Below are 12,280 nucleotides of genomic sequence, written 5' to 3' on the forward strand. Positions count from 1 at the left end.
GAGCTCAGGAGGATTGATGTCAGGACGGTTGGCGGGCAAGGTCGCTCTCATCAGCGGCGGCGCCAGAGGGATGGGCGCATCGCACGCCCGGGTGATGGTCGGCCACGGGGCGAAGGTGGTGTGCGGCGACGTCCTCGATGCCGACGGCGAACTCGTCGCCGAGGAACTCGGAGACGCCGCCCGCTACGTCCACCTCGACGTGACGCGCACTGAGGACTGGGATGCGGCCGTCACGACGGCCGTCGACGAATTCGGCGGACTCGACATCCTCGTCAACAACGCGGGCATCCTCAACATCGGCACCGTCGAGGATTACGACCTCGCCGAATGGCAGCGCATCCTCGACATCAACCTCACCGGCGTCTTCCTCGGAATCCGCGCGGTGACGCCGACGATGAAAGCCGCAGGGCGCGGGTCGATCGTCAACATCTCCTCGATCGAGGGCATGGCGGGCACTGTCGGCTGCCACGGCTACACCGCCACCAAGTTCGCCGTCCGCGGTCTGACCAAGTCAACGGCACTTGAATTGGGGCCCTTCGGAATTCGGGTCAACTCGGTACACCCCGGCCTGGTCAAGACCCCGATGGCCGACTGGGTTCCCGAGGACATCTTCCAGTCCGCGCTGGGCCGGATCGCGCAGCCCCACGAGGTCAGCAACCTCGTGGTGTATCTCGCCGGCGACGAGTCCAGTTACTCGACCGGCGCGGAGTTCGTCGTCGACGGCGGCACCATCGCCGGCCTCGCGCACAAGGACTTCTCCGCCGTGGACGTCGACCAGCAGCCGGAGTGGATCACCTAAGGGGGGCGGCGCCCGTGTCGTTCGCTGTACTGTCGCGGTCCATCCGCCTGCCCAGCTCGGCGCGCGAGTTGATCCCCAGCTTGCGATAGATCTTCGTCAGGTTGTGCTCGACCGTCTTGGCGCTGATGAACATCGCGGCCGCGATGTCCTTGTTGGTCGCACCGGAGGCCGCCATTTCGGCGACGCGTTGCTCCGACGGCGTCAACGGGCTCAGACTGTCCGCCGAGGCGACGATGGTGCGGGCCAGCTCGGCCTTGGCTCGCGCCGCCCAGAGCGGGATACCCAACCGTTCGAACTCCTGCAGCGCCTCGGTCAAGTTGGTTGCTGCCGTGTGCTTCTGACGCAGCCGCCGCTGAAGCTGGCCGAGCAACAGCTGGGTTCTCGCCCGGTCGAACGGCATCGGAAGCTGGTCGTGCTCGGCCATCGCTCGATGCGCCTCCAGCTCTGCGGCACTGATATCTCCGCGGGCGGCGAGCAGCATCGCCCGGCACCGAGACCCCACCGCCTTCATCCAGCGCCGGTCATGCTCGGCGCCGTTGAGTTCCAGTGCCGCCGTGAGAAACTCGGCGTCGTCGAGCCGGCCGACGCCCACCATCGCCTCGATCACGTCCGGGAGGTGCCAGGCATACATCAGCTCCGTCGACGGCACCCGGCCTCGCTCCAGGAACGAAGTATCCAGCGCCTCAAGGGCTTCCCGGTGATTTCCCAGTGACTCCTCGAGGAAGCACAGTGTCATACCGGGCCAGTCGGCGATGTGGGACGCCTGGCGGTTCCTGACCGCACCGAGAACCCACCGGGCGTCGGCCCGCGCGTCCTCGACCCTGCCGGCGAACGCCGACATCGCGCCGCGCACCGTCATCGGGATGATGAGGACGTCATCGCCGCCGAGCTGTTCGGCGCGTTCCACGGCCTCGGCGGTTTCGGTCTCGGCCTCGGCGAGCTGGCCACGCCACAGGTGATTGATCGCAAGAAACCCGGCGATGGCCATCATGTCGCTTTCGGCGCCGCGCTCGACACAGACACTGCGCAACTCCGTCAGTTCCCGGTGCGCCTGCTCGAGCCGACCCGTCCACGACATCGCGAGCGCGTTCACGAACGGGGCGCGGAAGATGATCGGCACATCGAATGCGCTGTCGTAGAGCGTCAGCGCCCGGGTCAGCGATTCCTCGTCGAGGCCGCGTCCGCTCTGGAACCGGACGTGGACCGACCAAGCCAGTGCGGCGCTGGTGACCCCGGGTATGCCGAGTTCCTCGGCGAGTTTCACGCCGTCGCGCGCGTACCGCAGCGCTTCGTCCAGTTCGCCGATGTTGTTCAGCGCGAAGGACAGTCGCAGCAACACCTGCACCTGGACCGGTGCGGCGCCCGCCGCGTCGTCCAGTGCGGCCCGTAACAGCTCGACCGCCCCGCTGTGTTCGTTCTCGTACATGCGCACCGTGGCCAGCTGACTCGCCGCCAGAGCACGCAGGATTGCGGGCTCGAACGAGTCGATGCGGCCCAGTGCCGTAGCGGCTTTTGCCGTGTTGCCGGCCAGGAAGTGATTCTCCGCGGACTTCATCCGACGCATGGGGCCGTCTCCGCCCAGCCCGATCGCCAGGTCCACCAGCTCGGCGGCCGCCGCGGGCGCGCCGCGGGCCCGGGCGGCGTCGGCCGCCTGATCGAGGGCGGTGAAGATCTGCTCGTCACCACTCGCCGACGCCAGCGCCAGATGCCTGGCCCGCAGTTCCGGCTGGGTCTCCAGCAGACCCATCGTGCGGTGCATCGCGCGGCGCGCGGTGGGGCCGGCGTCGGTGTAGACGCCACTGGCCAGCAGGGGATGCGTGAAGCGGACCCGATGACCCGAAAGGACGACGATGCCCGCCGCTTCGGCACGCTCCAGCCGTTCCGCCACATCCTCGACCGTGGTGCCGCCGGCCTGAGCCAGCAGCTCCGTGGTCGGATTGGCCACGCAGGCAACGCTGAGCAGCAACTCGCGGGTATCGCTGTCGAGCTGACCGATCCTGCGGCGCACCACATCGGTCAGGGTGGCGGGCAGGGGCAGTTCGGGCCCTACCGCGCCATCACCGACCGCCTGCGCCAGTTCCAGGGCGAAAAACGGGTTGCCGCCCGATGTTTCGGCGATCCGTAGCACCACGGGCCGAGTGAGTTTGCGGCCCAGCCGCTCCGAGATGAGCGTGTGCACCTGCGCGGTGTTCATCGGATGCACGCACACCCGGCCGACCCCGTCGGGGCGGTCGAGCCGCAACCAGCCCATCGTCGTGGACTCGCCGGGCGCGCACCGCTCCGTCACCAGGACGCCGAACGGGCCGTGCAGGCGGCGCACCGCGAACTCGATGGCCACGCGACTGGACGTGTCCAGCCACTGGGCGTCGTCGATCGCGATGAGGACCGGGGACTTCTCGGCGAGTGCGTGCAGTACCGCGACGAAACCGGCCGCGACCACGCGCTGGTCGGTCGGCGGACCGTCACTGCCCGCGCGGAGCAGCAGGCGGTCCAGGGCAAGACGCTGCAGTCCGGGCAGCGACACGAAGTGCTCGTCCTCCACGTCGTCGAGCAGGTCGGCCAGCGCCGCGAACGCCATCACGGATTCGGCCTGCCCGACGCGCGCCGTCAGCACCCGAAAACCGAGTTCTTTCGCGCGCTGCAACTGCGTCAGCCACAGCGTGGTCTTGCCGATGCCCGCTTCACCCTCGATGACCAGGCCCGTCGGCGTTGACGCCGCCGACTGCAGGAACCCAGCAACGCGCGGATCGTCACCTGCTCCCGAACTAGCGCTGGACATGCCACTCATCATCGCAGTGGGCAAAACCCCGCGCACCACTTCCGTCTCTTACCGGACGAAAATGTGTCAGCGGACGGCGACGACGACCTTGCCCCTGGCCGAGCGATCTTCCAGCGACGCGATCGCCTCGGCGGCCTTCTCGAGCGGATACACCACGGGTTCGGGTGCGGGCACCGCGCCGGAAGCCAGCAGCGGGGCCAGATCGGCCCACTGTTCCTGCAGGTAGCCGGGATGTGTCATAGTCCACGCGCCCCAGCCCACGCCGACGGTGTCCACGTTGTTGAGCAGCAGACGATTCACCTTGACCGTCGGGATCTCGCCGCCTGTGAAACCGACGACCAGCAACCGCCCGCCCGGCGCCAGGGAGCGCAGCGAATCGGTGAACCGGTCGCCGCCGACCGGGTCGACGACGATGTCCACACCGCGGCCCCCGGTCAGTTCCTTGACCGCATCCTTGAAACCGTCGGCAAGCACGACGTCCGACGCGCCCGCCGCGCGAGCGACGGCCGCCTTCTCCTCGGTGCTGACGACCGCGATGGTGCGTGACGCGCCGAACGCGGGCGCCATGCGCAGCGTGGATGTTCCGATACCACCGGCGGCGCCATGCACGAGCACCGTCTCACCGGGTGCCAACCGGCCGCGGGTACGCAGCGCGAATTGCACTGTCAGGTCGTTGAACAGCACGCCTGCGCCCGCCTCGAACGACAGCGAATCGGGGAGCTTGAACACCCGTTCTGGCTGCAGCGCAACGACTTCGGCCATCGCGCCGCACAGCATCGTCAGACCGATCACCCGATCGCCTGGCTGCACGTGCGCACCGTCGGGCGCGCTGCGCACCACGCCGGCGATCTCGGCGCCCGGCGTGTACGGCATCTCGGGCTTGTACTGGTAGAGCCCGCGAGATTGCAGCGCGTCCGGGAACGCGACCCCGGCGGCGTGGACGTCGACGAGCACCGTGCCGTCGTCGCCGGTGGGTTCGTCGATATCGACGACCTTCGCGGCCTGCGGCCCGTCGAGCTCGGCTATCTGAATTGCACGCATGGTCGGCCTCCTGTGTCGTCGCCGCAGACCATTTAACCCACCCGGCGATCCGAGGTTGCCGGTGGTGCCCGCCGGGTACAGTCACGTACCCGGCACCGTCGCCGAACCCGAGGAGCACAGATGGCACGAGGCAGCAGCACCCGACTGCGGCGTGGGGGATTCGGTCCCGCCGAAGCCCTGCCGCCGGGCCGGGTGGTCGACGTGCGGTCCAAGGACGGCGTCCGGATCCACACCGAGGTGTTCGGTCCCGAGGACGGCTATCCGATCGTGCTGGCGCACGGCATCACCTGCGCCATCCGGGTGTGGGCCTACCAGATCGCGGACCTGGCAAGGGATTACCGGGTCATCGCCTTCGACCATCGTGGCCACGGCCGCAGCGGAGTGCCGCCCCGTCGCGGCGGTTACAGCCTGGACTACCTCGCCGCCGACCTGGACGCGGTGCTCGAGGCGACGCTGGCGCCGGGGGAGCGGGCCGTCATCGCCGGACACTCGATGGGCGGCATCGCGATCTCGGCGTGGTCCGAGCGTCTTCCGCAGCGCGTCGCCCAGCGCGCGGACGCCGTGGCGCTGATCAACACGACGACCGGTGACCTGCTGCGCAATGTCAACCTGCTGCCCGTGCCCGCCCGTTTCGCCGACGCCAGGGTGCGCGCGGCGGGCGGGATGCTGCGGACATTCGGCGGCGCTCCGCTGATGCGCGCCGCGGACCGGCCGAGCCGCCGCTTCGTGTCGGTGATCGCGGTGGGCCGCGATGCCGACCCGGCGATCGTCGACTTCGTCTTCGAGCTGTTCAACGGCACCCCGCCGGCGGGCCGCGGCGCCTGGGCCCGCGTGCTGATCGACAACCTCGGGCCGCGGCACATCGCGCTGAAGAACCTCACGGTGCCCACGCTGGTGATCGGCAGCGAGAAAGACCGGCTGCTGCCGATGGTCTCGTCGCGCCGCATCGCCGCGACCGCACCGAACCTGGCCCGCTTTGTGGAGTTGTCCGGGGGCCATTGCGCGATCCTGGAGCGGCCCGACGATGTCAACGCGCAGTTGCGGTGGCTGGTCGAGTCGGTGACTGCTCAGGAGAAGCGCCGCGTCAGTTCCTGATGGGCTTCGCCTGCGGCGCGAACTCCTGAGCGCACCGCGCCGTCGAGGAAGCCGGTCCACCTGTCCGCCGTCTCGGTGCCCGCCCAGAAGATGCCGTCGACCGGTGCCTTGAGCCAGCGGCCATACGTGGTCCACGAGCCGGGCGGCACCGCCGCCGTCGGGCCGCCGGGCGCGAAAGGTTCTGCACCCCAACAATGATCAACGTAGTCCAGCGGCTGTAGCGCAGCGTTGCCGAACAGGGCGGCGAATCCGGCGAGCGCGACTTCGCGTCGCTGCTGCGGCGGCAGCGGATCGAAGGTGCGGGCGTCGGTGAAGCCGAGCAGCACGCCGGGGCCGGCATCGCCCGGGCTGACGTCGAACGTGATGAACACCGGGCCCTCGTCCGACAGCGCCTCACCGGAGTGGCCGTCGCTGCGCCAGAACGGGGTGGAGTACGCCGCGTAGGCCTTGCTCAGATGACCTTGCGGCCAGTGCCGGTTCAGCTCGTCATACTCGGCGGGCAGCGCGGGATCGAAGGCGATGCCGGCGCGATGCTCGGGCGGGACCGCGACGACGACCGCGCCCGCCGAGAACTCACCGCGATCCGTCGTCACGGTCAGCGTGCGATCGGGACGGCGCGCGATGCGCCGGACCGGGGTATTCAGGACTACGCGTTCGCCCAGCTCGTCGGCCATCAGCTGCGCGATCTGCTGGGTTCCTGCCACGAAGCGGTCCTGCTGCGCACCGCCTTCCACGTCGAGCATGCGGTTGAGGCCGCCGGCAGCCCCGACGTAGCGGACCGCGTGCAGCATCGACACCGCATCGGGCTCGGCGCCCCACGTCACCCGCGACATGATCGCCATCAGATCGCGGGTGGACGCACCCGCGTGCACCGAGCGCAGCCAGTCATCGAGCGAGATGGCGTCGAGGTCCGCGGCGATCGGCGACGTCCACGGCTGGTCCACCGGGACCTTCGTGCGGATGCGGTCGAAGCGCCACTGGATCCGCGACACGTCGAGCAGCTCGAGGATCGACAGCCGGGGGATCGTGCTGCGATACGAGCGCACCCGGCCGCGCCACCGGATCAGGTTCTTGCCGCGGCCGTACGTCGGCACCGGCTCGACACCCAGCTCCTTGGCCAGCGTCAACACCGCGTCCTGCGTCGGCCCGACGAACGTCGCGCCGAAGTCGACGGCCACACCGCCGACGAACCCGGTATAGGACCGACCGCCGACGCGGTCGCGGCCTTCCAGCACCGTCACGTCGCGCCCGAGGCGGGTCAGTTCCCGCGCCGCTGCCAGCCCTGCGAATCCCGCGCCCACGACCACGACGTCGACCATCGGCCCATCCTCGCGGATTCGGCGTGGTTCTCGTCGCTGAGCGCCGATATTCACGCCGAAATCGTTCTAGGGTGGTACGTGACCGGACCAAAGGAGGTTGCGGGTGCAGGGTGGTATTCGCGACGACGAGTTCTCTGACGTTCTGATCATTGGTGCGGGCATTTCCGGAATCGGTGCTGCCTACCGGATCCAGGAACGCAATCCCCAGCTGAAATACACGATCCTGGAGCGGCGTTCACGCATCGGCGGGACCTGGGACCTGCACCGGTATCCCGGGATTCGGTCCGACAGCGACATCTTCACGCTGTCGTTCCCGTGGGAGCCGTGGGATCGCCCGGAGAACGTCGCCGACGGCGAAGATATCCGGATGTACCTGACGAACGCCGCCCGCAAGCACGGCATCGACGAACACATCCGGTTCGACACCCGGGTCACCTCGGCCGACTGGGACTCTTCGACCGACGCGTGGACGGTGCACGTCGAGGACACGGGCGGCCCGCGGGTGTATCGGGCCAGGTTCCTGTTCTTCGGCACCGGCTACTACAACTACGACGACCCGTACCGGCCCGAGTTCCCCGGCATCGACACGTTCGGCGGGACGGTGGCGCATCCACAGCTGTGGCCCGAGGGCCTCGACTACACCGGCAAGCGGGTCGCCGTCATCGGCAGCGGCGCCACGGCGATCAGCATGATTCCGGCCCTGGCGCGCACCGCCGGCCATGTCACGATGGTGCAGCGCTCACCGACGTATCTGATGTCCGGTCAACGGGTCAACGCCGTCGTCAACCTGTTGCGCAGGGTGCCACCGCGCAAGCTCGGCTACCGCCTGGCGTGGCTTTACAACGTGATGTTCATCGTGGCGTTCTACGGTCTCGCCAGGAAAGCGCCACGCTTCACCAGACGGTTGATCCGGACGGTCGCGAAGAGTCATCTGCCCGAAAACTATCCTGTGGACACGCATTTCAAGCCCCGATACGACCCGTGGGACCAGCGGCTGTGCCTGATCCTGGAGGGCGACTTCTACGAGGCGATCGCCGATGGCCGCGCCGAGGTCGTCACCGATCAGATCGACCACATCGACGCCGACGGCGTGGTGCTGAAGTCCGGTGACCGGGTCGACGCCGACGTGATCGTCACCGCGACCGGTCTGCAGCTGCAGGCTTTGGGTGGCATCGCCTTGCGTGTCGACGGCCAGGAGGTCAAGCCGGCCGACCGGTTCGTCTACAAAGAACATCTGCTCGAAGACATCCCGAACCTGGCCTGGTGCGTGGGTTACATCAACGCGTCGTGGACGCTGCGAGCCGACCTCACCGCGCGTGCGGTGGCGAAGTTGTTGGCGCACATGGACTCTCATGGTTACACCCACGCCTACCCGCATCTTGGTGGGGTGACGATGGAGGAGAAGCCGGCCTGGAACATCAATGCGGGTTACGTGCATCGCGCTCCGCACGTACTGCCGAAGTCCGGCACGCACCGGCCGTGGAACGTGCGGCACAACTTTGTGCTCGACGCGATCGACGCGCGCTTCGACCGCATCGACGAATCGATGGTGTTCGGCCGTGCCTCGACGGAATTGCATCGCAGCAGCAATAGATCGAGTGAAGTTCTGCTGGAACGCAATTCCGGTTGATAGCTAGGGGGCGACGGTCAGCCAGTCGGCGAAACCGGACGGGTCGTGGCGGCCCAGCGCTCCGTGCTCGAACAAGCCCCACCCTTCGTGCTCGACGCCGGCGGCGTCGCGGCACACTGCCCGGCCGACGTGATCGATGACGCCAAACCCTGCGCGCCCGATGATCGCGGGATCGGTCATGTCGTAGGTGAAGCGCTCGGTGAAGTTCTCGCCCTTCCACATGCCGTGGATCCAGTCCGAGTCACCGCCGTAGCCGCCGCCGACGTGAATCGGCACGGGCAGTTTGGACTCCACCTCGAAGTGGACTGGGCTGCCGTCGAATGCGGTCGCATCGATCGTCGCGCCGGTCGGGATGCGGGTGCCAGATCGGTAGTGGATCTGGACGCGCGGCCAGCCCAGCTGTTCGACGCGGCCGTCCTTCCAGATCCGCGTGCAGTCGTTGAGCGAACGGAAGCCCAGGTGATCCTCCTGGATGATGACGACGATGCCGAAGTCGTCGAACGCCATCGGCACATACAGCCACCACATGCCCTCGAACGGCGGGTGGTCGGGACGGCCCGCGGGTTCGGCTTCGCCGATCGGCCGGATGCCCCATGACCGGTCCCGGGTGCCGAGCCACTGCGCGGGGTCCACGGCGATGTCCTGCCCGTCGATGGAGAGTTGGCCGCTCCATGTACCAACCTGCGCGAAGCGCTGTGCGTCCAGCGTCACCCGGTTGCCGCGCCGCATGATGTGGGGTTGTTCCTGGACGACGTCGAACAGGCCTTCCCACGTGAGATCGGCTGCGATACCTTCGGTTTCGTCGAGGACGATGCGCAGCTTGCGCAGTGGTTCGACGACCTCGACGCGGTAGTTGCCGACGTGCTGGTTGAGCCTGTCGCCGTCGATGGCGTCGGACAGGTGCACCGCCGTCTGGGTGTCCCCGCGCCTCGTCAGCAGGAAGGCGTCCTTCACCCCGAGATTGGGGTAGTAGCCGATACCGGTGACGACGAAGATGTCGCCGGTGCGGTCGTGGGCGTTGTAGTAGGACCTGTCATAGAAGTTGCGATCCGACGACCCCGGCCAGGCGATCGGCTGCGGCACCTGGTGAATCGGGTATTCGTCCATCGGTCCGAGCATCAGGCGGTCTCTCCGATCAGTCGTTTGAGCAGCGATCCGTGATAGAACAGCGATTCGACGTCGTCAGGTTTCTCGATCTCCCCGAAATGCACGCGACGGGCCCCTGTGCGCATGAAGACACAGCACCAGACCACTGCGGAGTACACGTAGAACCAGTCGAGGTCGCCGAGCTCGACACCCGTCAGGTCGCGGTAGGTGGCGCGGACATCGTCCTCGCGGAGGAAGTCCGGCATCCCCGTCATCCCGGCCAGCTTGGTGAGCTCCTGGAAGACCATGTGCGCGAAGCTGATCCACGCGACATCGAACTCCCGGGGTCCGACGGTCGCCATCTCCCAGTCGAGGACGGCGACGGGGGTGAAGTCCTCGTACATGACGTTGCCGATGCGCGAATCTCCCCACACCAGAACAGGTTCGGTGGCGGCGACATCGTCGGGGAAGTGGTCCTCCAGCCATGCGAGCGCCCGCTCGACCAGCGGGGAGCTCCCGATGTCGGGAACGCTGAACGCGTACCAGTCCTTCAGCCATCCGAAGTGGCGGTGCAGTGCCGTCTCACCGGGCGGATCGATGTCCTGCAGGAAGCTGAAGACCTGCTGTGCGTTCGGGATTGAATGCAGCTTGGCGAGCACCTCGACCGTGCGGTCCTGAAGGTTGCGCTGCTGCTCGGCGGGAGCGTCGAACAACCAGTTGTCGCCGAACGTATAGGGCATCACGTCGGGAGGGACGACACCGTCGACGCGATCCATCAGAAAGAACGGGCGGCCCAGCACGTCGCCGGTGCTCTCGAGCCAGCGCACGGGCGGAACCGCCACATCCGTCAGCTCACCGACCAGCCTCATCACCTCGTGCTGGTGGTCGAGACGGTAGTGTTTGAACACGGGGATGTCCGCTTCGGCGGGCGCGACCCGTGCGACCCATTTGTGCTCGACCGGGCTGCCGGCCTGCAGCCAGCGCCCCTGCAACAGAATCGTTTCGGAGGACATGCCGTTGGCATCGATGCCGCTCTCCACGGTGATATCGGGAGTGGTGTTCGGCAGCAGTGTCGACAGCCACTGTGACAGGGCCGTCGGCACGTGGGACATGTCGCGGCTGGAGCGCTGGAGCCGGTCCACGTTGTCGACGGCGGGTTCGTTGGACACAGAAACAGTCCTTCCTGCCGCAACGCGGTCACGGCACGGCACTAATACGATACCGTGGGTAGCGATATGAAATCAGACCCGTCTCCGGTAGGCAAGACCCCGGGCGCCGGACGCCCGCGGGATCCGCGGATTGACGCTGCCATATTGCAAGCCACCGCGGATCTACTTGTCGAAATCGGATATTCGAACGTGACGATGGCGGCCGTCGCGGAACGCGCGGGCACCACGAAGACAGCGTTGTACCGCCGGTGGTCGAGCAAGGCCGAGCTCGTCCACGAGGCGGCCTTTCCGGTGACTCCGACAGCCATCCAGGCGCCGCCCGGCGACATCGCGGCTGATCTGCGCGCGATGATCGAAGCCGCGCGCGACGTCTTCCTCAGCCCGGTCGTGCAGGCAGCCCTACCGGGCCTGATCGCCGACATGTCGGCCAACCCCGAGCTCACCGGCCGGATCGGGGCCCGCTTCACCGATCTGTTCGCGCTGGTCGGCGGGCGGCTCCACGATGCGGTCGAGCGTGGCGAAGTGCGCGACAGCGTCGATCCGGACCGGCTCGTCAACCTCGTCGGCGGCGCGACGCTGCTGGCGTTGCTGCAGACCCCCGAGGACCTGGCCGACACGGCGTGGGTCGACAAGACCACCGACATCCTGCTGCACGGTGTCGTGGCGTAGGGACGTGGCGGCCGGGCTGGAACCGTTCCCCGAGGATTGGCGTACCGCGCTGGTGCTCGTGCCCCATCCCGACGATCCCGAGTACGGCATCGGTGCCGCAGTGGCGGCGTGGACGTCGGCGGGCCGAACAGTTCGCTATGCGCTGGCGACACGCGGCGAACAGGGGATCGAGGGCATGCCCGCCGACCAGGCCGGCCCGCTGCGGGAGGGCGAACAGCGGCGTTCTGCGGCGATCGTCGGCGTCGACGACGTGACGTTCTGGGATTTCGCCGACACCGAGGTGCGCGACACCCCACGCCTGCGCGCCCGGATCGCGGCGGCGATCGAGGAGGTCGAACCCGACGTCGTCGTCACGATCTACAGCGGGCCGGAGTGGGGGCCAGGGATGCCCAACCAGCGCGACCACATCGAGTTCGCGAACGCTGTTGCGGCAGCTTACGATTCGCTGGACTCGCCGCCGAGATGGCTCTTCGAGAACGGACCCGGCGCGACCCACGGGCAGCCGGTGGACGGCTTCGTCGATACCGCGGTGGCTTCCTTGGCAGCACACGAGGTGTATCTGCGGGTGCTCGACCCCGATACTCCCGTCGTCGAGCAGGCGCGCCGACAGGTCGAGGAGGCGACGCCTTCGTTCGATGGGCGTCCGACCGTGGAGTTCATCCAGCGCCGCCCGTAAGTGCCGGGAGATTCGCG

10 protein-coding genes are annotated in these 12,280 nt (G+C 67.9%); 5 read left to right on the forward strand and 5 right to left on the reverse strand.

Annotated elements, in window-relative coordinates; translation table 11 throughout:
* The first annotated feature begins 16 nt into the window (after positions 1-16).
* Positions 17-799, forward strand: a complete 783-nt coding sequence (locus tag P9A17_RS07595) for a glucose 1-dehydrogenase (protein ID WP_278037944.1) — start codon at positions 17-19, stop codon at positions 797-799.
* On the opposite strand, the gene P9A17_RS07600 is transcribed toward P9A17_RS07595, so the two are convergent.
* Positions 792-3,578: a LuxR family transcriptional regulator gene (locus P9A17_RS07600; protein WP_278037945.1), complete on the reverse strand. Its 2,787-nt coding sequence runs from the start codon at positions 3,576-3,578 to the stop codon at positions 792-794. The two genes, P9A17_RS07595 and P9A17_RS07600, sit on opposite strands and share 8 nt — an antisense overlap.
* 66 nt (positions 3,579-3,644) lie before the next feature.
* Positions 3,645-4,619, reverse strand: a complete 975-nt coding sequence (locus P9A17_RS07605; RefSeq protein ID WP_278037946.1) for an NADPH:quinone oxidoreductase family protein — start codon at positions 4,617-4,619, stop codon at positions 3,645-3,647.
* Positions 4,620-4,739: 120 nt separating this feature from the next.
* On the opposite strand from P9A17_RS07605, the gene P9A17_RS07610 reads away from it, so the two are divergent.
* Positions 4,740-5,714 (forward strand): alpha/beta hydrolase, encoded by a 975-nt coding sequence (locus P9A17_RS07610; protein WP_278037947.1) that lies wholly within the window; start codon positions 4,740-4,742, stop codon positions 5,712-5,714.
* Here the strand turns inward: P9A17_RS07610 and P9A17_RS07615 are convergent.
* Positions 5,687-7,033 carry a flavin monoamine oxidase family protein gene (locus P9A17_RS07615; protein WP_278037948.1) on the reverse strand — a complete coding sequence of 449 codons (1,347 nt, stop codon included), beginning with the start codon at positions 7,031-7,033 and terminating at the stop codon, positions 5,687-5,689. The genes P9A17_RS07610 and P9A17_RS07615 overlap by 28 nt on opposite strands.
* 103 nt (positions 7,034-7,136) lie before the next feature.
* Between P9A17_RS07615 and P9A17_RS07620 the strand changes: the two genes are divergently transcribed.
* Entirely contained in the window at positions 7,137-8,663 is a 1,527-nt protein-coding gene (locus tag P9A17_RS07620) for an NAD(P)/FAD-dependent oxidoreductase (protein ID WP_278037949.1), read from the forward strand.
* Positions 8,664-8,666: 3 nt separating this feature from the next.
* Here P9A17_RS07620 and P9A17_RS07625 read toward each other — a convergent pair whose 3' ends face one another.
* The gene (locus P9A17_RS07625) at positions 8,667-9,782 is read right to left on the reverse strand and encodes a hypothetical protein (protein WP_278037950.1); all 1,116 of its coding nucleotides are present in this window, start codon (positions 9,780-9,782) and stop codon (positions 8,667-8,669) included.
* Positions 9,782-10,918, reverse strand: coding sequence for a phosphotransferase family protein (locus P9A17_RS07630; RefSeq protein ID WP_278037951.1), 1,137 nt, complete (start codon positions 10,916-10,918; stop codon positions 9,782-9,784). The genes P9A17_RS07625 and P9A17_RS07630 overlap by 1 nt, the downstream gene beginning before the upstream one ends.
* A 66-nt stretch (positions 10,919-10,984) precedes the next feature.
* Here P9A17_RS07630 and P9A17_RS07635 point away from each other — a divergent pair, with 66 nt between their 5' ends.
* Both P9A17_RS07635 and P9A17_RS07640 read left to right on the forward strand, forming a co-directional pair.
* On the forward strand, positions 10,985-11,587 hold the full coding sequence (locus tag P9A17_RS07635; RefSeq protein WP_278037952.1) for a TetR/AcrR family transcriptional regulator: 603 nt from the start codon (positions 10,985-10,987) through the stop codon (positions 11,585-11,587).
* The gene (locus P9A17_RS07640) at positions 11,574-12,263 is read left to right on the forward strand and encodes a PIG-L family deacetylase (protein ID WP_278037953.1); all 690 of its coding nucleotides are present in this window, start codon (positions 11,574-11,576) and stop codon (positions 12,261-12,263) included. Before P9A17_RS07635 ends, P9A17_RS07640 begins: the two co-directional genes overlap by 14 nt.
* The last annotated feature ends 17 nt before the right edge of the window (positions 12,264-12,280 follow it).

It is taken from the genome of Mycobacterium sp. 236(2023), assembly GCF_029623955.1.
In the GTDB taxonomy this organism is placed as follows: domain Bacteria; phylum Actinomycetota; class Actinomycetes; order Mycobacteriales; family Mycobacteriaceae; genus Mycobacterium.